General features: G+C 65.4%; 22 protein-coding genes. 9 read left to right on the forward strand and 13 right to left on the reverse strand.

The features are described from left to right. Nucleotides 1-53 precede the first annotated feature (53 nt). Complete coding sequence (locus WHZ77_RS11890; protein ID WP_375313831.1) at nt 54-605, forward strand: cytochrome b; 552 nt, start codon at nt 54-56, stop codon at nt 603-605. A gap of 70 nt (nt 606-675) precedes the next feature. Continuing rightward, a complete protein-coding gene (locus tag WHZ77_RS11895; RefSeq protein WP_375313832.1) occupies nt 676-1,317 on the forward strand; it encodes a glutathione S-transferase family protein in 642 nt (213 codons plus the stop codon). Between the two features lie 13 nt (nt 1,318-1,330). Here the strand turns inward: WHZ77_RS11895 and WHZ77_RS11900 are convergent, their stop codons facing one another. The 9 genes from WHZ77_RS11900 to WHZ77_RS11940 all read right to left on the reverse strand — a co-directional run bounded on the left by WHZ77_RS11900 (nt 1,331) and on the right by WHZ77_RS11940 (nt 8,923). Further along, a complete protein-coding gene (locus WHZ77_RS11900; RefSeq protein ID WP_375313833.1) occupies nt 1,331-2,137 on the reverse strand; it encodes a Crp/Fnr family transcriptional regulator in 807 nt (268 codons plus the stop codon). Nucleotides 2,138-2,392: 255 nt separating this feature from the next. Beyond that, complete coding sequence (locus tag WHZ77_RS11905) at nt 2,393-3,490, reverse strand: preprotein translocase subunit SecD (protein WP_375313834.1); 1,098 nt, start codon at nt 3,488-3,490, stop codon at nt 2,393-2,395. A gap of 131 nt (nt 3,491-3,621) precedes the next feature. Next, nucleotides 3,622-4,371 (reverse strand): hypothetical protein, encoded by a 750-nt coding sequence (locus WHZ77_RS11910; RefSeq protein ID WP_375313835.1) that lies wholly within the window; start codon nt 4,369-4,371, stop codon nt 3,622-3,624. A gap of 52 nt (nt 4,372-4,423) precedes the next feature. Continuing rightward, on the reverse strand, nt 4,424-5,155 hold the full coding sequence (locus tag WHZ77_RS11915; RefSeq protein ID WP_375313836.1) for an ABC transporter ATP-binding protein: 732 nt from the start codon (nt 5,153-5,155) through the stop codon (nt 4,424-4,426). Beyond that, nucleotides 5,148-5,897: an ABC transporter ATP-binding protein gene (locus WHZ77_RS11920; RefSeq protein WP_375313837.1), complete on the reverse strand. Its 750-nt coding sequence runs from the start codon at nt 5,895-5,897 to the stop codon at nt 5,148-5,150. The genes WHZ77_RS11915 and WHZ77_RS11920 overlap by 8 nt, the downstream gene beginning before the upstream one ends. Beyond that, on the reverse strand, nt 5,890-6,387 hold the full coding sequence (locus WHZ77_RS11925; protein ID WP_375313838.1) for a branched-chain amino acid ABC transporter permease: 498 nt from the start codon (nt 6,385-6,387) through the stop codon (nt 5,890-5,892). The genes WHZ77_RS11920 and WHZ77_RS11925 overlap by 8 nt, the downstream gene beginning before the upstream one ends. Beyond that, nucleotides 6,327-6,824, reverse strand: coding sequence for a hypothetical protein (locus WHZ77_RS11930; RefSeq protein WP_375313839.1), 498 nt, complete (start codon nt 6,822-6,824; stop codon nt 6,327-6,329). Before WHZ77_RS11930 ends, WHZ77_RS11925 begins: the two co-directional genes overlap by 61 nt. Then, complete coding sequence (locus WHZ77_RS11935; protein ID WP_375313840.1) at nt 6,821-7,687, reverse strand: branched-chain amino acid ABC transporter permease; 867 nt, start codon at nt 7,685-7,687, stop codon at nt 6,821-6,823. Before WHZ77_RS11935 ends, WHZ77_RS11930 begins: the two co-directional genes overlap by 4 nt. A 15-nt stretch (nt 7,688-7,702) precedes the next feature. Beyond that, the gene (locus WHZ77_RS11940) at nt 7,703-8,923 is read right to left on the reverse strand and encodes an amino acid ABC transporter substrate-binding protein (RefSeq protein WP_375313841.1); all 1,221 of its coding nucleotides are present in this window, start codon (nt 8,921-8,923) and stop codon (nt 7,703-7,705) included. 170 nt (nt 8,924-9,093) lie between these two features. On the opposite strand from WHZ77_RS11940, the gene WHZ77_RS11945 reads away from it, so the two are divergent. Continuing rightward, nucleotides 9,094-9,996, forward strand: a complete 903-nt coding sequence (locus WHZ77_RS11945; RefSeq protein ID WP_375313842.1) for a LysR family transcriptional regulator — start codon at nt 9,094-9,096, stop codon at nt 9,994-9,996. A gap of 166 nt (nt 9,997-10,162) precedes the next feature. Continuing rightward, complete coding sequence (locus WHZ77_RS11950; RefSeq protein ID WP_375313843.1) at nt 10,163-12,070, forward strand: acyl-CoA synthetase; 1,908 nt, start codon at nt 10,163-10,165, stop codon at nt 12,068-12,070. Between the two features lie 98 nt (nt 12,071-12,168). Here WHZ77_RS11950 and WHZ77_RS11955 read toward each other — a convergent pair whose 3' ends face one another. Together WHZ77_RS11955 and purB are read right to left on the reverse strand one after the other, a co-directional pair. Further along, on the reverse strand, nt 12,169-13,338 hold the full coding sequence (locus WHZ77_RS11955; RefSeq protein WP_375313844.1) for a M20 aminoacylase family protein: 1,170 nt from the start codon (nt 13,336-13,338) through the stop codon (nt 12,169-12,171). A 49-nt stretch (nt 13,339-13,387) separates the two neighbouring features. After that, entirely contained in the window at nt 13,388-14,695 is a 1,308-nt protein-coding gene (purB, locus tag WHZ77_RS11960; protein WP_375313845.1) for an adenylosuccinate lyase, read from the reverse strand. Nucleotides 14,696-15,265: 570 nt separating this feature from the next. On the opposite strand from purB, the gene WHZ77_RS11965 reads away from it, so the two are divergent. Then, complete coding sequence (locus WHZ77_RS11965; RefSeq protein WP_375313846.1) at nt 15,266-15,850, forward strand: TetR family transcriptional regulator; 585 nt, start codon at nt 15,266-15,268, stop codon at nt 15,848-15,850. A gap of 16 nt (nt 15,851-15,866) precedes the next feature. On the opposite strand, the gene WHZ77_RS11970 is transcribed toward WHZ77_RS11965, so the two are convergent. Both WHZ77_RS11970 and WHZ77_RS11975 read right to left on the reverse strand, forming a co-directional pair. Then, nucleotides 15,867-16,520 (reverse strand): response regulator, encoded by a 654-nt coding sequence (locus WHZ77_RS11970; protein WP_375313847.1) that lies wholly within the window; start codon nt 16,518-16,520, stop codon nt 15,867-15,869. Nucleotides 16,521-16,527: 7 nt separating this feature from the next. Beyond that, a complete protein-coding gene (locus WHZ77_RS11975; RefSeq protein ID WP_375313848.1) occupies nt 16,528-17,898 on the reverse strand; it encodes a histidine kinase in 1,371 nt (456 codons plus the stop codon). A 214-nt stretch (nt 17,899-18,112) separates the two neighbouring features. Here WHZ77_RS11975 and WHZ77_RS11980 point away from each other — a divergent pair, with 214 nt between their 5' ends. The 4 genes from WHZ77_RS11980 (at nt 18,113) to WHZ77_RS11995 (ending at nt 21,053) form a co-directional block, all read left to right on the forward strand. Continuing rightward, nucleotides 18,113-18,913, forward strand: a complete 801-nt coding sequence (locus WHZ77_RS11980) for a MotA/TolQ/ExbB proton channel family protein (RefSeq protein WP_375313849.1) — start codon at nt 18,113-18,115, stop codon at nt 18,911-18,913. Further along, nucleotides 18,910-19,596, forward strand: coding sequence for a hypothetical protein (locus tag WHZ77_RS11985; RefSeq protein WP_375313850.1), 687 nt, complete (start codon nt 18,910-18,912; stop codon nt 19,594-19,596). Before WHZ77_RS11980 ends, WHZ77_RS11985 begins: the two co-directional genes overlap by 4 nt. After that, nucleotides 19,589-20,194 (forward strand): hypothetical protein, encoded by a 606-nt coding sequence (locus WHZ77_RS11990; protein WP_375313851.1) that lies wholly within the window; start codon nt 19,589-19,591, stop codon nt 20,192-20,194. The genes WHZ77_RS11985 and WHZ77_RS11990 overlap by 8 nt, the downstream gene beginning before the upstream one ends. A 118-nt stretch (nt 20,195-20,312) precedes the next feature. Next, nucleotides 20,313-21,053 (forward strand): metallophosphoesterase, encoded by a 741-nt coding sequence (locus WHZ77_RS11995; protein WP_143840683.1) that lies wholly within the window; start codon nt 20,313-20,315, stop codon nt 21,051-21,053. Nucleotides 21,054-21,059: the final 6 nt, after the last annotated feature.

Genomic DNA, 21,059 nt, shown 5'->3' on the forward strand with positions numbered 1-21,059 from the left:
AGCCATGCTGCGGTGCGGACAGGGACGAGCCCGCAAAACTCCGGAGAGCCGACATGATCAGAAACACCAGTGACCGCTGGGGTAGCGTCGCCCGATGGCTGCACTGGATTTTGGCGCTGGCCATCATCGGCATGATCGGCTTCGGCTGGTGGATGAACCACATCCCGGCGCGGGCCGACAAGTTCTTCTACCGCTCGATCCATGCCGACATCGGTTACGCGATCCTGCTGCTTACGGTGCTGCGCCTGGTCTGGCGCGCCGTCAATCCGACGCCCGCCTTGCCGGCCGAGACCTCGCGCTGGCAGAAGATCGCGGCCCATGTCAGCCATGGTGCGCTCTATCTCGTGGTCATCCTGGTTGCGATGCTGGGCTGGGCGCATTCCGGCGCCCGCTCGCCCAACTATTCGGATTTCCTCGGGCTGTTTCACGTGCCGCAATTCACCTCTCCCGACCGTGCCGCAGCGGACGCCTATGAGGACCGCCACATCTTCTTTGCCTATGTGCTTCTCGCCCTGATCGCGGTTCACGTGATCGCCGCTATCTGGCACCACTTCATCCGCCGCGATCGCGTCGTGGCGCAGATGGTGACGGACGAGGCGATGTAGAGACGGTCTTCCTGACGGAGTATGATGCGGCATCACGACTGATCCAACTGAAGGGTCGCAGGAGACGCCCATGCTCACCGTCCACCATCTCGGCAAGTCGCAATCCGAGCGCATCGTCTGGCTCTGTGAGGAGCTCGGAATCCCCTATGAGCTGAAGCGCTACACGCGCGATCCCGTCACCATGCTGGCGCCGGCCGAGTACAAGGCGTTGCATCCGATCGGGGCGGCGCCCGTGATCACGGATGCCGATCTTCTGCTCGCCGAATCCGGCGCCATCGTCGATTACATCATGGCCAAATACGGCAACGGCCGGCTCGTGCTCGGCCCGGACCAGCCTGGTTTCGCGCAGTTCCTGTACTGGTTTCACTTCGCCAACGGCACGCTGCAGGCCGGCATGGGCCGGTTGATGATCCTGAACCGGCTGAAGCTTGCGCAGGACAATCCGATGCTGGTCGCGACCAGGACGCGCGTCGACCGGGCCTTCGATCTGGTCGACGCGCGCGTTCGTGATGCCGAATATCTCGCCGGCGACACCTTCACCACCGCCGACATCATGATGGGCTTCTCGCTCACCACGATGCGCTACTTCCAGCCCTACGATCTGTCGCGCTGCCCGAATGTGGTGAATTATCTCGGCCGCATCGGCGCGCGGGCGGCCTACCGGCGTGCGATGGAAAAGGGCGATCCCGGCATGGCGCTGCTGCTGAGCTGAGCGGCCGCCCGGTTTATGCAGTTCTGTTCGTGGTGGCGGTCCGCTCCGTCGCGAGCTGCTTCTGCAAGCGATCGATGTTCTGCAGCAGGCGTTGGCTGGTCAGCACCAGGAAATAATAGCCGAACTGCGGATCCTGGAAGTAGATCTCGAGCAGGCGGTCATAGGTGATCGTCAGCACCTGGCCGTCCTCGATGCATTCGATCGTGCCGGTGCGCCGGTTGTCCGGCGTCAGGAAGCCGAGCTCTCCCATCAGTGCGCCGGGCCCGATCTCGACGTTGATCTCCTTGACCAGGAATTTGCCGGTGACCGTGAGGAGCATTTCCTTGGCCGAATCGCCCAGCCTGAACAGGGTGTCGCCGCGGCGATATTTGCGCTCGGTCATGAACGGCTTGAGCCATTCGATCGACATGTCGCCTTCGGCTGCATGTCGCGCTTTCTTGACCAGCTTGAGCATCTGCCGCAGGCGCACGGCGTTGATCGGAAGCAGCAGCAGATACAGCACGAACGTCGAGACATTGGCGGAGAGTGCGCCGAAAATGGCGAAGAAGGCGCAGCCGATCATGTTGGCGACGCGCAGCGGCACCATCGTCCGCATCAGCAGGGTTGCGACGAAGAAGCCGGCGCCGACCGTAGCGAACAGATTGGCGAGTGTGATGTTGTGGACGAAGATCTCCAGCATCCGATTGAAGATCGCGTCGTAGGTGACGTTATTGGGATCGAGGCCCATCTGGACCAGGATCTTCGCGATCCTGAGGTTATCCGTCGCCGCGTCGAGAATGCGGTCGAGGATCGACGAAATGTCTGCGTTGCCGGACGGCATGGTACTAACCCCGCGTAAGGCCTTCAGTCCTGATCGGTATCGTATAGCCGAAATCGAATGACGACCGCTTGAATGAAGCGTTCGGCCGTCATGCCGCAAGAGGCAAATTTTAGCCTGATCGGTGATTTCGGCAATTGCCCGTTGGTTGTGCGTATGGCCGTGGGGCGCCCCTGATTCGGGGGACCTCGGCACGGGCTTCGGCGGGGTGGATGGACCTGGGCGCCGGACGGGGCGGCGGCGTGGGTGAGCTTCGCCCTACGGCTTGGCGGCGGGCTGCACGATCTGCTGCTCGACAAGGCCGAGGTGCCCCGGCAGCGCACCGGCGCGCAGCAACATGGCGACGCTGTTGGCCTCCTCCAGGGTGAAATTGCCGGAGATCTGGCCGGAACCCCCGGTGATGGGCTCGCGGATCACCGGAGCCGAGATCACCTTGTCGTCGAGCACGATGGCGAAGGGCTTTCCGATGTTTTCCCCGGTGACGTGGGCGAAGCGCCGCGTGCCGTGGCCATTGAAGCGGAACGAGGCGATCGGCTCATTCGTTGCACTCGCAAAGCCCGGCCCCGCATAGCTGACGTCGTCGCCATCGAGCGCGCTGTCCGTGGCGACCAGATAAGGGCGCTTGTCCTTGAAGCCGAACAGGACTTCGCTGCCGGGAGGCGGCGTGCCGGATTGCGCCTGCTCGACCGGCATCGAGAGGTCAACCAGGCGGAAGCTGACCTTGACCTTTCTGGCGAAGATCGCGGTGACGCGCTCGGGCTCCATTTCGCCCGGCACGAAGATGCGGATGCGGTCCGTCCCGTCAGGCTGGACGCTGGCGAGCTTGACGCCGGAATCCTTGAGGCGTTGCTCGACCATGGCGATGGCGTCCTCGACGAGATCGTGCAGCCGCGCGGCGGATGCGGCATCGGTCGGCGTGAGCCTGACCAGCCCGTCGCCGCCGTCGGTCACGGCGAGCGCATGCGCCGGCAATCCTTCGGCGGCCGAGGCGAGCTTGCGTGCGAGCTGTTCGCGGCCCTTGGCATCTGCGATCTTCAATTCGACGCCGCCGTCGCGGATCGCAAGCCCGGAGAAGGCGATCCTGCTCTCGCGCAGGGTCTTGTAGACGTCGTCGCGCAAATCCGTGATGACGCTCTCGCGCAGCCCGTCGCTGTCCACCTTGTAGACGATGCGTGAGCCGCCCAGCTTCTCCATCTTGTCGCCGACGAAGGCAGCGATCCTGGCGCGCATCTTGTCGAACTGGCTGTCCCCGGCGAGCGCGGCGCGCGGCATGGCGATCGTCGCAGCCATGATCGCCGACGTCATGGCGAGCGCGGCAATCAGTCGTGTCATCCGGTCCCGCAGGAGCAGGGGCATCGTGTCCTCGCGTATCGCAGCAGGGCGCTGGCGGGCAACTCTGCCGCCAGTCCTTGGTCCCGCAACGGCGTGAGGAGGTTCAATCGGCCCGCCGCGGCATGCGGCCGGCCCGGATTCTCGCGCTGTAACCGCTAGATCACGCGCTCGCTGTGGACGCAGCGGCAGTCCATCTCGTAGTCGAGACCGACCACCGGAGGCCGGTTGAAATGCCAGGTCACGCCGTGGCGCGCCGCGCCGCGCCGGCCCAACTCGCTGGCGAGGAAGGGGTGGATGTCGTGCACGGTATAGACCTGGACGCCGGTGGTGTCGCGCCAGCTGCCGCCAAAGGCGCTCATCCGGCGCTCCATCTCGCCGAGCACGTACTTTGCCTTTTCCAGCATGCCCTCAGGGCTGGTGTCGCCCAGCCGCACCGTGTGGTCGCGGTAGTTGGCCTTGCCTTCGACGGATTCTCCGCTGCCGGCGACGACGAAGGATGGTGCAGCATCCGTGGCCGGCACGGTGAAGGAGAAGGCGTGAAAACTCGGCTCCGCGGGCGGGGCGATCTCGGGACAGACATTGCTGCGCGCGACCGGATTGACACCGTCCTTCATGATGCCCCATTCGATCAGGGTCTTGATGTAGATCTCGTTGAAGGCCTTGAAGCCTTCCTCGGTGAACGGCGCGGGCGATCGCAATTCGCAGGCGCCGAACGCCGTCAGCGGCCGACCGGCCTGTTTCAGGATTTCCGCGATCCGTGCAAAGCCCGCCTTCAGCGGCACCGGCTCGGCGAAACGCACGCGCTCGATCGAGAAGCCCGGCAGGGCGGCGATGCCGCAGGAATACTGGCTGACGCCGGGCATGAAACGGTAGCCGCTGTTCGGTGTTTCGACGGTGCTGATCATGATGCCTCTTTGACCTGAAGGGAACGACGGGTTGGCGCGCTCATTCGCTTGCTCATTCCTGGAGCACGCCGAGATAGGCGTCGCGCACGATGGGATCTGCGAGCAGCTCGGTGCCCGATCCCTCGCGCACGATGCGCCCCATGTCCATGACGAAGGCGTGGTGACAGAGATCGAGCGCGGTGGTGACGTCCTGCTCGACCAGCAGGATCGACATGCCCTTGGCGTTGAGGGCGCGGAGCGCGGCCACCAGCTGTTCGACCAGCAGCGGCGAAAGCCCGAGCGACAATTCGTCGATCATCAGCAGCAGAGGGGCGCTCATCAGGCCGCGGCCGATGGCGCACATCTGCTGCTCGCCGCCCGAGAGCGTCGCGGCGGCCTGGCGGCGCCGTTCAAGCAGCCGGGGGAAGGTGGCATAGACCTGGTCGAGATCCCGCGCGACCGCAGCCCGGCCGTCCCTGCGCAGATAGGCGCCCATCAGCAGGTTTTCCTCGACGCTCATGGCGCCGAACAGCCGCCGTCCTTCGGGCACATGCACGATGCCGTGGCCGAGGATCTCCGCGGCACTGTTGCCGGTGAGGTCGCGGCCTTCCGAGAAGCAGTTGCCTGCGGACATCGGGACCAGGCCGGAGAGCACGCGCATCAGGGTGGACTTGCCGGCGCCGTTGGAGCCGATCAGCGCGGTGATCTCGCCGCGGCGCACGGTGATGTCGACTCCCCACAGCACCTGGATCTCGCCGTAGCCGGCGCAAAGCCCCCTGGTTTCCAGGATCAGCGAGCTAGCCATGGCCGGCGCTCCGCTGCGCGTATTTCTGTCCGAGATAGGCTTCGACCACCGCGGGATTGCTGATCGCCTCGCGTGGTGCGCCGTCGGCGATGAGTGCTCCGTTGTGCAGGACCACGATCCGCGTGCAGACGTTGAGCACGACCTTCATGAGATGCTCGATCATCACGATGGTGATGCCGCCGGCTGCAAGCTCGTGGATCAGCCTGGTGGCGCGTTCGACCTCGGCGCTGTTGAGGCCGGCATTGACCTCGTCGAGGAACAGCAGCTTCGGCTTCATCGCGAGCGCCTTGGCGAGCTCGAGCCGCTTGCGCATCGCAAGGGTGAGCGTGGCGGCCGGTTGCGCGGCCTGCGCCTCGAGCCCGACGAAGGCCAGATGGGCGCGCGCCGCCTCGCGTGCCGTCTTCAGGCTGGCGCCCGGCTGCGAGAACAGCGCGGCGGCCGCGACATTGTCGAGCGCGGTGAACTCGGAGAAGGGCTGCACGATCTGAAACGTGCGCGACAAGCCCAGGCGGGCGGCCTGATAGGTCTTGATGCGCGTGATGTCGGTCCCGTCGAAGGTCACGGTGCCGGAATTGGCAGGCGTGACGCCGCAGATCGTGTTGACCAGCGTGGTCTTGCCGGCGCCGTTCGGGCCGATCAGGCCGAGGACCTCGCCTCTGGCGACCGACAGAGTGACGTCGCGCAGCGCCTGCAGGCCCGAGAAGTGGCGGGAAACGCGCTCGAGGCGGAGCAGCTCAGACATGCTTCGCCCTCCGCCAGAGACGATCGGGGCGCAGCGAGCTCAATCCATGCGGCAGGAACAGCAGCAGGAGCACGATGAGCAGGCCGAGCACGCCGGTATGGATCTGGATGTAGTTGCGCCAGACCACCTCTTCGAGGCCAAGGTAGAGGAATGCACCACATGCAACGCCAAGGGGCGAGCCGAGGCCACCCATCAGCGCCATGACGATCGGCTTTACCGAATACAGGATGTCGAACACGTCGGACGGATCGATATAATGGACCCAGGCGGCATAGATGCCGCCGGCCGCGCTGACGAAACAGGCCGACAGGCCGAAGGCGGCGGCCTTGTAGAGCGTGGTATTGAGGCCGACCATGCTGGAGGCGGTCTCGTTCTGCCTGATGCAGGCGAGCGCGAAACCGAGCTTCGAGCCGCCGACGATGATCGCCATCAGCGCCGTTGCCAGCAGCACGCCCCACATCGCGAAGAAGAAGAACGTGGCCTCCGCCATGACGCCGGAGCGGCGGCGAGCGGGATGTTGAGGCCCATGCCGCCGCCGGTGAGATCGGTGGCGTTGTTGACGAGCTCGCGCAACACTTCGGCCAGCGACAGGCTGGCGATGGCGAAGTAATGTCCGCGCAGTCGCAGCAGCACGGCGCCGAGCGCCGCCGCCGCGACGAGTGCGCTTAGCGTGGCAAACGCGACCGCCGCCCATAGCGGCCATCCGTGGCCGAGCAGGACGCCGGCGGCATAGGCCCCGTATCCGAAGAACGCCGCCGTCGCGAAGGACGGATAGCCGGCGAGCCCGCCGACGATGTTCCAGGACAGCGCCAGCACCGCATAGAGACAGGCGATGGTGCCGAGCCGCAGCGCGTAGGCGCCGCCAAACAACGGTAGCGCGGCGACGGCTGCGATCAGGATCAGCAGTGCGATGTTGCTCCGGGTCATTCAAAACCCTTCCGGCCGAGCAGGCCTTGCGGCCGCAGCACCAGGAAGACGATCAGCAGGACGAAGGACAGCGTGGTCGCGTGCGACGGGCCGAGGAACGTCGATCCCACGCCCTCGACCAGCGCCAGCAGCAGCCCGCCGGCGAGCGCGCCTGAGACGCTGCCGAGGCCGCCGAGCACGCAGACCACGAAGGCCTTGCCGAGATAGGCCGACGACGTCAGCGGCGAGATCGGGAAGATCAGCGCCATCAGCACACCGGCGCAGCCCGCAAGCGCCGCTCCCAGGCCGAAAGCGATGGCGTAGATCGAGGGCACGTTGACACCCATCAGCACGGCGGCGTCGCGGTCGAGCCGCACCGCGACGATGGCGCGGCCAATCCTGGAACGGCGCAGCAGCAGATAGAGCAGGCCGGTCAGCGCGAGCGCCGCGGCGGTCGCGATCAGGCGGTCGACCGGCACGACGACGTCGAAGATCGAGACCGACCCCAGCGATGGCGTCAGCGTCAGCTTGCGATAGTCGGCCTTGAAGACATAGATCATCGCGTTGTTGAGGATCAGGTCGAGGCCGAAGGTCAGCGTCAGCGTCACCAGCACGGGCGCCGTGATGACGCGGTTGAGAACCAGGCGCTGCAGCAGATAGCCGAGCACGAAGAACAGGGGCGCTGCGACGATGACGGCGTACCAGGGCGGGATATGCAGGGCGTTGTAGAGCCCGAACGCCAGGTAGGCGCCGAGCACGATGAAAGAGCCGTGGATCAGGTTGATGACGTTGAGGACGCCCCAGACCAGCGAAAAGCCGATCGCGATGCAGGCGTAGAGGCAGCCCAGAACGAGTGCGTTGATCAGGATCTGGGCGGCTTGCATGAGCGTCGGGGCGGCTCAGTTCACGCCGATTTTCAGATCGCCCTGCTTGATAGCCTGTGGAAACAGCACCACGGGCTTGCCTCCCTGGATCTGGAAGACCGGCGGATCGAGCGAGTTGATCTGGCCGTTGGCGCCGAACTTCACGGGACCGAAGAACGTGACGACGTCGAGCTTGGCGAGCTCGTCGCGGACCTTGTCGCGGTCGAGCGAGCCGGCCTTTTCGATCGCGATCTGGAACAGTGCACCGCAGAGCGCGGCTGAGGCCTGGCCGTAATCCGGCTCGCTGTTGTACTTGGCCTTGAACAGCTTCACGAAATTCGCGGTCGTGCCGAAGATGTCCTTGCCGTCATATTGCTCGGCCGGGTGCCACCACGCAGCGCTGGAGACGTTCTCGGCCGCAGGTCCCAGTGCATCGATGAATTCCTGATAGGCGGGGCCCGCGATCATCGTGACGACAGGCGCCTTCATCTGCTGGTCGACCATCTGCTTGCGCACGAGCAGCAGGTCGTTGGTGTAGCCGGTGACGAAGATCCATTGCGGCGCCAGCGACTTGATCTGCGACAGGGCGGCGGAGTGATCGAGCGTGCCGATGGAATACTTCTCGGAATAGACGACCTCGTAGCCTTCCGCCTTCGCCGACTTCTCCATCTCCTGCGCGATCGCGAGCGGAAACAGGTCGTTGCGGGCGAGGATCGCGACCTTCTTCACGTCGGGGACCTTGGTCTTGATGATTTTGGTCAGCGGCGTGGTGAGCGTGTCGTTCGGCGTGAAGGTCCCGAACAGGTACTTGTAACCCTGGTCGTAGACCTGCGACGACGAGGCGGTCGCGGCCAGCGTCGGCACCTTGTACTTCTCGGACACGGTGCTGGCGGCCTTCGCGGCGCCCGAACCGAAGGCGCCGAACATGAAGTTGACGTTGTCCTGGCTGATCATCTGCTCGGTGGCCTGCACCGCGCGCGGCGTGTTCGACTGATAGTCGGTGTAGACGATCTGCACCTTGTACTTCTTGCCGCCGACCGAAATGCCGCCGGCCTTGTTGGCCTGCTCGGCCCAGAGATCGTAGCCCTGTTGCTGCTTGACTGCCTCGGGCGCCAGCGCGCCGGTGATCGGCAGCGGCGCGCCGAAGCGGATGACGTCCTCGGCGGAGGCGGCGGACAATTGCGCTCCGAGCGCCAGCACAGCGGCGCTCAACGGAACGGATCGACGAACGCGGCGAGCAACCCACGACTGATTCATCTCAGGAATTCTCCATGGCGGTCTCTCTGCGCTCAAGCATGGCAAATCCACCATTCGAATAAAAGCATTGAAATTAGAGGTCTTAGATCGAATAATTGGAACGCTAGCCAGCCGCCTGCCGTCCTGTTGGGCAGCGCCGGCTGGCTGGTTTCATGAGGGAAGGCCCGCTTGTGATCGAGTCCGCCGCCATCCGATATTTTCGCGAAGTGACCGAAAGCGGTTCGATCAAGCAGGCCGCGACTGCGCTCCGGATCGCGCCGAGCGCCATCAGCCGGCAGGTCCAGGCGCTCGAGGAGGAGTTGTCGGTCAAGCTGTTCGAACGCGGGGCGCGCGGCATGATGCTGACCGATGCAGGCCGGCTGCTCTATCGCTACGCAGTCGAGAACCGCCACCAGCTCGACGGCATCCGGGTCAAGGTGCAGGAATTCGAGACGATGCGCCGCGGCCAGGTCAAGTTCGCGGCCGTCGAAGGCATGGTCACGAACTTCCTGTCCAATTTCGTGATCGATCTGTCCGCCAACTATCCCGGCATCTCGACCTCGATGACCGTGGTGGGCTCGCGCGCGGTGGCCGAGATGGTCAGCCGCAACGAGGTCGATCTCGGGCTGGTGTTCGGACGCGCACCTCGCCGCGAGCTGATCGAGCTTGCGCGCATGCGCCAGTCGCTGTGCCTGATCGTGTCGCCGAAACATTCGCTGGCCCATCGCGAGAGCTGCTCGGTCAAGGAGCTGGCCGGCCTCCGCGTAGTGGTGCCTGATCCATCCTTTGGCATCCGGCAGGAGATCGATCGTGCCTGCGCCAATGCCAAGGTGCGGCTGGAGATCTGCAACGAGACGAACTCGCTGGCCTTTGCCCAGACACTGGCCGCGCGCACGGATCTGGCGACGTTCCTGCCGCGTGATACCGCAATGCCTTCGATCGAGGCGGGCCGGCTGGTTGCCGTCCCCCTGCGCGACAAGCGGCTGGAAGCAACGCAGGTGACGCTGGTTCAGCTTGCCGGCCGCAACATGTCGCCGTCGGGCAGGCTGGTGGCCGATCTGCTGATCGGGCGGATGAAGGCCTCGCGAGAGTAACAGTGCTCGCGTGCCGCCTCTCGATTCGTGCACGGCCAGCCATGGACGAACGCCAAATCATCCATCATTGTGCTCTGGCTTGACCGGCCAATCGGTCGAGGCCTCGCCACACCAAAATGTCAAAAGACAGGGGGCGGGGAATGCATCTGAGGGAGGACGGAATTCCATGGCGGGCATCCACGCGCTCGATCGCCTTATCGGCAACGACTATCCGGAGCTTTTGACGGAGGAAGAGGTCCGGGCCTTCGAGCAGGTCCCCTACGCGAAACGCGTCGCGGCCGAGAGCACCTATGACGCCATCAGGCTCGGTGCCGAGCGCAACCCCGACGGCGCGGCGATCCAATTCCTGCAAAATGCCGATCCGGCCGATAAGCCCGTCGTGGTCACCTACCGCGACTTCATCGCGCGCGTGACGCAGGCCGCCAACATGTTTCACGCCCTCGGCGTGGAGAAGGGAGATGTCGTCAGCTTCATGCTGCCGCTGGTGCCCGACGCCTTCGTGACGCTGTTCGGTGCGGAAGCCGCGGGTATCGCCAATCCCGTCAATCCACTGCTGGAGCCGCACCAGATCGCCGAGATCCTGGAAGCTGCGAACACAAAAATCCTGGTGGCGCTCGGGCCGATGCCGGGCACCGACATCTGGCAGAAGGTCGAGCAGATCCGTCCGCAGTTGAAACACCTCAAGGCGATCGTGCAGGTGTTCGGCGGCGGCGATCCGGCGCAGGGAGTCTTTGCCTTCAACGATTTGATCAAGCAGCAGCCGTCCGACCGGCTGGTCAGCGGACGCAAGATTTCGGGCGGCGACATCTCCGCCTATTTCCACACCGGCGGCACCACCGGCACGCCGAAACTGGTGCGGCACACCCACGCCAATCAGGTTTATCAGGCCTGGGCGCTCAATCTGCTGCTGAAGTCGAAGCCCGGCGCCAACATGCTGTTCGGCATGCCGCTGTTTCACGTCGGCGGCTCGCTGACGCAGGTGCTGCTGACGCTGTCGAGCGGCGGCTCGCTGGTCGTGCTGTCGCCGAGCGGCTGGCGCAATCCGAATGCGGTGAAGAACATCTGGGGGCTGGTCGAGCGCTTCAAGCCCGAAGCGCTGTCGAGCGTGCCGACGGTGCTGGCCGCGACGCTCGCGGTGCCGCCTGGTAACGCCGACATCTCCAGCCTGAAATATGCAGCCGGCGGCGGCTCGGCGATCCCCGTCGCGGTCGGATCGGCGATCCAGGAGAAGCTCAAGCTGCCGGTGGTCGAGGTCTACGGCATGACCGAGACGTCGAGCGTGCACACGCTGGCCTATCCGTCGCGGCCGATCAGGCTCGGTTCGGTCGGGCTGCCGATGCCTTACGCGCGCGTGCGCATCGTGCAGCTCGATGCCGACGGCCGGCTGATTCGCGACTGCAAGCCGGACGAGATCGGCGTCGTCATCATGGCCGGGCCCGGCGTGTTCGGCGGCTATCTCAACGACGAGCACAACAGGGGCGCCTTCGTCGACGAGGTCTGGGTCAATTCCGGCGACCTCGGCCGTCTTGATGCCGAGGGCTATCTCTGGATCACCGGCCGCGCCAAGGATCTCGTGATCCGCGGCGGTCACAACATCGATCCGGCGCCGATCGAGGAGATCATGTTCCAGCACCCGGCGGTCGGATTCGCCGCCGTGGTCGGTCAGCCGGACGCCTATGCCGGCGAACTGCCGGTGGGCTATGTGCAGTTGAAGCCGGGCGCGAAAGTCGAGCCGGGCGAGCTTGAGACGTGGGTGCGCGAGCGGACGCCCGAGCGGGCTGCCGTCCCGGTCCAGGTCATTCCGATCGACCCGATGCCGGTGACCGGCGTCGGCAAGGTGTTCAAGCCGCAGCTGCGCTGGGACGCGGCCCAGCGCGTCTTCACCAAGGTACTGACGCCGATCATCGAGCGCGGCATCGATTGCAAGGTCAGGGTCGGCGCCCACGGCAGCCACGGCTCGATCGCCACCGTGACGCTCGCGGGCCTGCCAGCGGACCAGCGCGAGGTCGTCGCCGGCGAGGTGCATACGCTGCTTGCGCCGTTCGTGATGCGGCACGAGGTGGTGCAGGCGTGAAAGATTGATGGGGTGGGCGAAGCGTAACCCACCAGCTTGATATTCGCGTTGGCGAACGAAGAGGTGGGTTACGTTGACGCTAACCTACCCTACAGATTCTATGCCGGCATCCGCGTCTCGACCAGCCGCGCCCAGAACGATGCGCCGTGGCCGAGAATGTTGTCGTTGAAGACATAGGCCGGGTGGTGGCACTCGTTGCCGTCGCCCATGCCGACCAGCACCATCGCGCCGGGGCGCGCTTCCAGCATGAAGGAGAAGTCTTCGGCGCCCATCATCGGGATGAACTTGTCGTTGACGCGGTCGGTGCCGACGATGTCGCGGGCGACGTCGGCGGCAAGGCCGGCCTCACGCGCATGGTTCATCGTCACCGGATACATCCGCGTGTATTTCGTCTCGGCCGAGCCGCCATAGGCGCGGGCGATGCTGTCGGCGACTTCGCCGATGCGGCGCTCGACGAGATCGCGCACCTCAGGATCGAGCGTGCGCACGGTGCCGCCGAGCTCGGCCCTTTCGGGGATGATGTTGAAGGCGGTGCCGGAGTGGAACTGGGTGATCGAGATGACGGCGGACTTCAGCGGATCGACGTTGCGCGCGACGATCGATTGCAGCGCGTTGACGATCTGCGAGCCGATCAGCACGCTGTCGACGGACTTGTGCGGACCGGCGCCGGCGTGGCCGCCCTTGCCGTGGACGATGATCTGGATGTTGTCGGAGGAGGCGAGCATCGCGCCGGGCGTGGTGGCGAAATGGCCTTCGGGCAGGCCGGGCATGTTGTGCATGCCGTAGACCTCCTGGATGTTCCAGCGCGTCATCAGCCCGTCCTCGACCATGGCCTTGCCGCCGCCGCCGCCTTCCTCGGCCGGCTGGAAGATCACGATCGCGGTGCCGTCGAAATTGCGCGTCTCGGCGAGATATTTTGCCGCGCCCAGCAGCATCGCGGTGTGGCCGTCATGGCCGCAGGCGTGCATCTTGCCGGGGACCTTGGAGGCGTAGGCGACGCCCGATGTCTCCATGATCGGCAGCGCGTCCATGTCGGCGCGCAGGCCAATGGTCTTGCCCGAAGCGGACTTGCGGCCGCGGATCACGCCAACGACGCCGGTGCGGCCGATGCCCGTCACCACCTCGTCGCAGCCGAACTCGCGCAGCTTGTCGGCGACGATGCCGGCGGTGCGGTGGACTTCGTAGAGCAGTTCCGGGTTCTCGTGGAAGTCATGGCGCCAGGCGGCCATTTCGTCGGAGAGGGCGGCAACGCGGTTGACGATGGGCATGAGGTGAAGTCCGTTTTGTTGTCGGTTTCAGCAAGGTTCACGCGGATTTCTACGACTCTCCGAACACGCGCTTGAAGATCGTGTCGACGTGCTTGAGGTGATAGCCGAGGTCGAACTGCTCCTCGATCTCGGCGTCGGTGAGATATTTCTTCACCTCGGCGTCCTTCTTCAGCAGAACAAGGAAGTCGCCTTCGCCGCGCCAGACCGGCATGGCGTTGCGCTGCACGAGCTTGTAGGCGTCCTCGCGGCTTGCGCCCTTCTGCGTCAGCGCCAGCAGCACACGCTGCGAATGCACGAGGCCGCCGAGGCGGTCGAGGTTCTTCTGCATGTTGGCGGGGTACACCAGCAGCTTGTCGATCAGGCCGGCGAGGCGCACCAGCGCGAAGTCGAGCGTCACGGTCGCGTCCGGACCCATCATGCGCTCGGCGGAGGAGTGCGAGATGTCGCGCTCGTGCCAGAGCACGACGTTCTCCAGCGCCGGCGTCACATAGGCGCGCACCATGCGGGAGAGGCCGGTGAGGTTTTCCGACAGCACCGGGTTGCGCTTGTGCGGCATCGCGGACGAGCCCTTTTGCCCTTCAGAGAAGAACTCTTCGGCTTCCAGCACCTCGGTGCGTTGCATGTGGCGGATCTCCACCGCGATGCGCTCGACCGACGAGGCGATCACGCCCAGCGTCGAGAAATACATGGCGTGACGGTCGCGCGGAATCACCTGCGTCGAGATCGGCTCGGGCACGAGGCCCATCGCCTTGGCGACGTGCTCTTCGACGCGCGGATCGATCTGCGCGAAGGTGCCGACGGCGCCGGAAATGGCGCAGGTCGCCACTTCCTTGCGCGCCGCAATCAGGCGCTGCTTGGCGCGCGAGAATTCGGCATAGGCATAGGCGAGCTTGAGGCCGAAGGTGACGGGCTCGGCGTGGATGCCGTGGCTGCGGCCGATGGTCGGCGTCATCTTGTGCTCGAAGGCACGCTTCTTCAGCGCCGCCAGCACCTTGTCGAGATCGGCGAGCAGCAGGTCGGCGGCGCGGGTGAGCTGGACGTTGAGGCAGGTGTCGAGCACGTCGGAGGAGGTCATGCCCTGGTGCACGAAGCGCGCCTCGGGGCCGACGATCTCGGCAAGGTGGGTCAGGAAGGCGATGACGTCGTGCTTGGTCTCGCGCTCGATCTCGTCGATGCGGGCGACGTCGAAGGTGGCGTTTTTGGCCTTGGCCCAGACCGTCCTGGCGGCTTCCTTGGGGATCGTCCCGAGCTCGGCGAGGGCATCCGCCGCATGCGCCTCGATCTCGAACCAGATCTTGAACCGGGTCTGCGGCTCCCAGATCGAGGCCATTTCCAGGCGGGTATAGCGGGGGATCATTGGACGACTCCAGATAGGTGGGCGGGCGGCCCAAGGGGCTGCGACCTGCCAAAATGCTTTTTACGCCGTGATTTAGCAGAGCGGGCAGGGCGAAACAAACGGTCTGGGGCCGCAGAGAGGAGGATCGCCGAGCTTTCCACCGGCCGGCCAGCCAGGACGGCCCGAGGAGGATGGCTCCAGCTGCAAATATTCACTGTCAATCACGGATCATTGACTGACAGATATTGAAATCTGTCAGCGGGACATGTATATCCGTTCCCGGACGCTCCGATTGGGCGTCCCGTGGTGATCCCTCCCGGGGAGCTCGAGGTTCGTAACGACCGCGGATCCAGGGCGTAATTTTGGGGTGGGGACCGCGGACGAATGGAGACTTGAGACAATGACGACCGAAATCATCAATCTCACCGGCACGATTGGGCATTGGCTCAATTTGCTGGTGGCGCGCCAGATCGCGGCGCAGGCTGCAAAACTGCCTCATTAAGGCGAGAGCTTTCCGAACGACCGGCACGGGCGCTTCGGAAAGCACCCATCGCCGGGTAACCAAGCCCTCAACGGGAACATGGTGTTGGCATGAATGAAGCCGTTATCTTGACGCCGGAGCGGATCCTCGAAGTCACCGAGGACGTGCTGCGGCGCTATGGGCTTGCCAAGGCCACCGTGGTCGATGTTGCCCGTGCGCTCGATGTGAGCCACGGCAGCGTCTATCGCCACTTCCCGAGCAAGGCTTCGTTGCGCGAGGCCGTTGCCAAACGCTGGCTTGACCGCATCGACGCGCCATTGCTGGCGATCGCCGAGGAGCAGGGGCCTGCGCCGGTGCGGCTCGACCGCTGGCTTCGCACGCTGTTCGCCGCCAAGCGTTCGCGCGTGCTCGACGACCCCGAGATGTTCGACACCTATCTGACACTGGCGCGGGAAGCCTGCGCTGCCGTGAAGTGCCACAAGGACACCCTGATCGACCAGATCGCGGCGATCCTGGCCGATGGCGTGAAACAGGGCGTCTTCGCCGTAGACGACGTCAAATTGACCGCGCGCACGATCTTCGACACCACCAGCCGATTCCATCATCCGGGCCATGCCGAGGAGTGGAAGGACGCGGATCTGCAGACGCGTATGGATGCGACCTTGGCGCTGCTGCTGCGCGGGTTGAAGGCCTAGACTTCCTTAACCTCTCCTAAATCCTCGTCAGTCCGCACGTCGCGGCCAGCCGCACCAGCTGTGCGTCCGTGCGCGCACCTGTCTTGGTCTTGATCAGGTAGTGATAGTTCTGCACCGTCTTCACACTGAGATTGAGATGCGCCGCGATCTGTTCGGTGGTGGCGCCTCCGGCGAACTGGCGCAGGATTTCAATCTCGCGCTCGCCCAACTGATCCAGCACTGAGCCGGTCGGCGACAGGCTCTCCTCGGCCAGGATATGCGCGATGTCGTCGCTCATGGCACGTTCGCCGCGGGCGATGCTGCGGATCGCGGCGACGACCGCGGACGGCTCGCTGCTCTTGGTGACGAAGCCAGAGGCGCCGGCGCCGAAGGCGGCCTTCACCAGCACGGCCTCGTTGTGCATGGTGAAGACGAGAATCCGCGCCCGCGGGGACCACGCGCGGATGTTGCGGATCGCCTCCAGCCCGCTCGCGCCGGGCATCGAGATATCCAGCAGGACAACATCGGGATCGTGTGCCTTGAAGGCGGCGTAGGCATCCGCGGCGTTGTCGGCTTCCGCCACGACATGAAGGTTCCCCTGGCTTTCCAGCACGCGACGGTAGCCTTGCCGCACGATCGGATGATCGTCCACCAGCAGCACGGAGATGCCTGTTGCTGCAACCTCGCTCATCGAGGCCTCATGCGGCGAGCGGGATGGTGGCGGCGACGCTCAGACCGCCTCTGGCGGGCAGGATCGACAGCGATCCGCCGGCGGCCGCCACGCGTTCGCGAATGCCGGTGAGACCGAAGCCGGCCGACCGCGCAACGCGCGTCGCATCGCCGCCGCCGTCATCCTCGACGCGGATCAGAAGCGCATCGTCCTCACCCACGCGCCGCTCGACGCACAAGGAAATCTCGCGTGCCGAGCTGTGGCGCAGCGCGTTGGTCAGGCATTCCTGGGCGATGCGATAGGCGGTGGTGGCAGCCGCGTCGCTGATGTCGGTGAGATCGCCCCTGAGATCGAGCTGGATCGTCGGCCGCGCCGTGCTCTGTGAACGCCAGCTGTCGACGAGATTGACGAGGCTGGCCTCGAGCCCGAGCTCCTCGGGCAGGGGATTGCGCAGGCGTTTGAGCGCATCGCGCAGCGAGGCCATCAGATGATGGGTGGCCTGCGAGATCATGCGCGCGTCCTGCGCGATGCCGATATCCTTGCCCTCCTTCGCGCTCGCCGTCTCGATGGTGTCGGCGAAGGCGAGGATGGCCGAGAGATTCTGCCCGAACTCGTCGTGCAGCTCGCGGGCGAGCGCGCGCCGCTCGTCGTCGCGGATCTCGATCAGGCGCCGGGTCAGCGCCGCGCGCTGCTCGGTCGCTTCTTCCAGCCGGCCGCCGAGCTGGCTGACGGCGCCGCCGATCATCGCAAGCTCCATCGAACGGAAGCGCGGCAGCTTCGTGCGGTAATGGCCGCGCGCCATGCGCTGGAGCGCAGTGACGATGGTGCGCGCCGGCGCCAGCGCATGCGCAATCGCAATCGAGGCCAGAAGCGCGATCGCCACCGCCATCAGAAGCGCGACGTCGATCACGTTGAGGATGTACTCCCAGGCGAGCGAGATCGCGGCCGCTGCGTCCGGTGTCGCGACGACGGCGCCGGCCGCCGCTGCGCGCGGGCTGACGGGGCGCACGACCTCGGCGTGGCTGCCGAGGAAGGTCGGCACGATCGAGGCGAACCAGCGCGGCGGCGTCTTGCCGATGCCCTGGCTCTGGCCGCAGAGCGGCTTTTCGAATGCCGCGGCCGGCTGGAACTCGACGCAGACGCCGGGGGAGATCAGCTTCATCATATCGAGGGTGCGCCAGTCCGGAACCGGCAGCAGATGCTCGCGCGCTCTGCTGCTGCGCAACAGGAGTTCCTGCCAGTACAGCGCCTGAAGCGCATGCGCGACCCGCTGCGCCGAGGCGGCAGTCGCCCGGTCGACGCTGCGATAGGCGTCGAACGTGGCCCACACGGTCGCCGCGCCAAGGCAGAGCGCGACGATGAGAAGCAGACGGGCGACAAGCTGAAGCACGAGGCGCATGCGATCACCCTCAACGTTTGGTAGGGTCAGCCTAACAACGCCGCCGCGCCTTGCCAATTGCAGGGTTCGAGCCGGATCGCAGGTCGGGCAAATTTCCCAAGCCGGATTGGGCATGGCTCTTTGGACGGGGCGCGGCGACTTTGATCTAATCGGCGGGGAAGCGTTGCAGGTCAGTCCTTGCAAGCCAGTCCCTGCAAGCCAGGAGCAGTGCAGCATGAGTTCGATGACGATTGGGCCGATCGCGGGCTCTGCTGCCGACCCGTCCGAGCGCAGCGCGCTGCTGTTCTGGATGATCTTCACCGGGCTTTCGGTCTTCGCCGTCGTGCTGCTGTGGCGGTTCGGCCTGATCCGTCTGATGCTGGCTTCGGACCGCACCTACATCTCCAGCGTGATCGCGCTGCTCTATGTTCTGACCTGTGGTCACTGCTTCCTGCGCACGCGGGCGATCGCCCGTGAAGGCGCGGCGGCCCGGCGCTGCCGCGCGGTGCTCGCGGCGCCAGGGGGCAGCAAGGCGCTGGATGCGAGGGCGGCGACGCTGCCGCACGGGCTGGTGCGGGACCACATCGAGAGCCTGGTGACCAAGGCCGCTGCGCAGGACTACCGGCGGGTCGACCAGACACTCCTGCTGAGGACACTCGCCGACCGCCTGAGGGGCTCCAACGGTTTCGGTGCGTTCGTCTCGGACACGCTGATGAAGCTCGGATTGCTCGGCACCATCGTCGGCTTCATCATCATGCTGGCGCCGATCGCGGGGCTCGATGCCGCCGACAAGGTCGCGATGCGCTCGTCGATGGGGCTGATGAGCGACGGCATGGCGGTCGCGATGTACACGACGCTGGCGGGCCTGGTCGGCTCGATCCTGGTCCGCATCCAGTACTACATGCTGGATGCCGCGACCCAGCGGGTGTTCTCGGACGCGGTGGTGCTGACCGAGACCTATGTGACGCCGGTGCTGGAGCGCCAAGGCGTTGAACTTAAAGGCGTTGAACTTAAAGGCGCTGGAACCTCGTCATGATGGACGACTTTGGTCTCTATCCGCGCGAGGAGTCGTTCGATCCGCTGGGCGTGATGCTGTTCAAGGCGCTCCAGGTGATCGCGTTCCTGTTCTTCCTGGCGCTGCTCGCGGTCTCGCCGGATGCCAAGGAAGGCAAGATCGACTCCAAGGCGGAGTTCATGATCACGCTGGACTGGCCAGACAGCCACCCCGACGATCTCGACCTGTTCGTGCAGGATCCCGCCGGCAACATCGCCTGGTATCGCCATCGCGAGGCCGGCTTCCTCACGCTCGACCGCGACGACCGCGGCGGCGCCAACGATTTCATCATGGTCAACGGCAAGAAGATCGCCTCGCCGATCCGCGAGGAGATCGTCACCGTGCGCGGCATCGTCCCGGGGGAATACACCGTCAACGTCTCGCATTTCGCCGCAACGACCGGCGAGCCCGTGACGGCGAATGTGAAGGTGCAGAAGCTCAATCCGACCGCGCAGGTGGTCTTCGACAACAAATTCACGCTCGATCACACCGGCGACGAGAAGACGGCGGTGCGGTTCCGGCTCGATGCCGAAGGCAAGGTGGTCAATGTGGACCAGCGGCCGAAATCGCTGCTGGAGACGTTCCGTAGCAGCTGGCGCAACGGAGCCGATCTCGACCCGAGTACCGGTGTGAGCAGGAACGCTGCGAGGGTGCGCCGTGACTAGTCTGCAAACGGTCATCCTCACGCTGTCGGTGGCCTACGCCGTGATAGGCACGCTGCTGCTGGTCGTGCTGGTCTATGCGCGGCTGCACTGGTCGCTGAAGGCGGTGGCGGTGGTCGTGACCAGCGCCTTCTATGTCGTCAGCTTCACGGAAATGCGAGGGCTGCTCGGCTGGGCCAGCGCTGACCGGCTGCCCACGTCCTTCAAGCTGCTCCAGGCGCGCATCGTCGAGCCGCATTCGCTGGAGGGCGACCCCGGCTCGGTCTATCTCTGGGTCGAGCAGCTGGACGAGGACAATCGCCCGAGCGGCATCCCCCGGGCCTTCCGCGTGCCTTACGAAGACAGGCTGGCCGACAAGACCCACGCAGCGCAGAACGAGATCGCGCTGGGGCATCCGCAAGGCGGGCGCGCCGCCGATTTCGGCGGTGGTGACGGCAGCCTGATCGACATGGTCCGGGAGTACGTGACGCCCAAGACGATCGTGGAGACGACCGGCGGCGATTCCTCGACCGGTGAATTCATTGCGCCGCCAGCCGGCGCGCAAGGCGCCCTGTTCACGCCGCTGCCGCCGCCTCGGATGCCGCCAAAGGACGAGCAATAGCCTCTTCACCATCGCGGGGGGCCCCGCGCTGGCAAACAGTCCCGCGCTGGCGCATCCTTTTGACCTCCCTCAATTTGGCCTTATCGGCTTCCAATAAGAAGTTGAGGGTGGAGGGTGCGTGCTTCTCGCTGTTTTCTCGGATATCCACGGCAACCGGCAGGCGTTCGAGGCGTGCCTGAAGGCGGCGCGTGCGAAGGGCGCGGAGCGGTTCGTCCTGCTCGGCGATTTCGTCGGCTATGGCGCGGATCCCGAATGGGTCGTGGACACCGCGATGGAGCTGGCGGCCCAGGGGGCCGTCGCCGTTCGCGGCAATCATGATGAAGCCGTCAACACCACGACCGAGACCATGAATGCCGAGGCGCAGATCGCGATCGAATGGACCCGCGGGCGGCTCGACGTCGCACAGCGGCGCTTTCTGGCAGAGCTGCCGATGACTGTGGACGAGAAGGAGCGCCTTTACGTCCACTCGGAGGCTTCACAGCCGACGCGCTGGCACTATGTCCGTGCCACCGCCGACGCGGCCAAGAGCCTGATCTCAACCCCCGCCCATGTCACCTTCTGCGGCCACGTCCATCGCCCCGCGCTCTATTCGATGTCGGTGACGGCGAAGATGACGAGCTTCGTGCCGAAGACCGACGTTCCCGTGCAGCTCCTGCGCGGGCGGCAATGGCTGGCGGTGCTGGGCTCGGTCGGCCAGCCCCGCGACGGCGATCCATCCGCGGCCTTCGTTCTGTTCGACACGGAGTCGTGCGAGATCACCTATTGTCGCGCGCCCTATGACATCGCGAGCGCTGCGAACAAGATCCGCGAGAATGGCCTGCCGCCCTGGCTGGCCGATCGCCTGTCGCTGGGGCGCTAGAGGCCG

The organism is Bradyrhizobium sp. A5 (assembly GCF_042076515.1).
Classification (GTDB): domain Bacteria; phylum Pseudomonadota; class Alphaproteobacteria; order Rhizobiales; family Xanthobacteraceae; genus Bradyrhizobium; species Bradyrhizobium cosmicum.

Bases quoted from the DNA above. Each gene is read 5' to 3' on its own strand.
- WHZ77_RS11890 (WP_375313831.1), top strand. From the start codon at position 54: ATGATCAGAAACACCAGTGACCGCTGGGGTAGCGTCGCCCGATGGCTG.
- WHZ77_RS11895 (WP_375313832.1), top strand. From the start codon at position 676: ATGCTCACCGTCCACCATCTCGGCAAGTCGCAATCCGAGCGCATCGTC.
- WHZ77_RS11900 (WP_375313833.1), bottom strand. From the start codon at position 2,137: ATGCCGTCCGGCAACGCAGACATTTCGTCGATCCTCGACCGCATTCTC.
- WHZ77_RS11905 (WP_375313834.1), bottom strand. From the start codon at position 3,490: ATGCCCCTGCTCCTGCGGGACCGGATGACACGACTGATTGCCGCGCTC.
- WHZ77_RS11910 (WP_375313835.1), bottom strand. From the start codon at position 4,371: ATGATCAGCACCGTCGAAACACCGAACAGCGGCTACCGTTTCATGCCC.
- WHZ77_RS11915 (WP_375313836.1), bottom strand. From the start codon at position 5,155: ATGGCTAGCTCGCTGATCCTGGAAACCAGGGGGCTTTGCGCCGGCTAC.
- WHZ77_RS11920 (WP_375313837.1), bottom strand. From the start codon at position 5,897: ATGTCTGAGCTGCTCCGCCTCGAGCGCGTTTCCCGCCACTTCTCGGGC.
- WHZ77_RS11925 (WP_375313838.1), bottom strand. From the start codon at position 6,387: ATGGCGGAGGCCACGTTCTTCTTCTTCGCGATGTGGGGCGTGCTGCTG.
- WHZ77_RS11930 (WP_375313839.1), bottom strand. From the start codon at position 6,824: ATGACCCGGAGCAACATCGCACTGCTGATCCTGATCGCAGCCGTCGCC.
- WHZ77_RS11935 (WP_375313840.1), bottom strand. From the start codon at position 7,687: ATGCAAGCCGCCCAGATCCTGATCAACGCACTCGTTCTGGGCTGCCTC.
- WHZ77_RS11940 (WP_375313841.1), bottom strand. From the start codon at position 8,923: ATGAATCAGTCGTGGGTTGCTCGCCGCGTTCGTCGATCCGTTCCGTTG.
- WHZ77_RS11950 (WP_375313843.1), top strand. From the start codon at position 10,163: ATGGCGGGCATCCACGCGCTCGATCGCCTTATCGGCAACGACTATCCG.
- WHZ77_RS11955 (WP_375313844.1), bottom strand. From the start codon at position 13,338: ATGCCCATCGTCAACCGCGTTGCCGCCCTCTCCGACGAAATGGCCGCC.
- purB (WP_375313845.1), bottom strand. From the start codon at position 14,695: ATGATCCCCCGCTATACCCGCCTGGAAATGGCCTCGATCTGGGAGCCG.
- WHZ77_RS11965 (WP_375313846.1), top strand. From the start codon at position 15,266: ATGAATGAAGCCGTTATCTTGACGCCGGAGCGGATCCTCGAAGTCACC.
- WHZ77_RS11970 (WP_375313847.1), bottom strand. From the start codon at position 16,520: ATGAGCGAGGTTGCAGCAACAGGCATCTCCGTGCTGCTGGTGGACGAT.
- WHZ77_RS11975 (WP_375313848.1), bottom strand. From the start codon at position 17,898: ATGCGCCTCGTGCTTCAGCTTGTCGCCCGTCTGCTTCTCATCGTCGCG.
- WHZ77_RS11980 (WP_375313849.1), top strand. From the start codon at position 18,113: ATGAGTTCGATGACGATTGGGCCGATCGCGGGCTCTGCTGCCGACCCG.
- WHZ77_RS11985 (WP_375313850.1), top strand. From the start codon at position 18,910: ATGATGGACGACTTTGGTCTCTATCCGCGCGAGGAGTCGTTCGATCCG.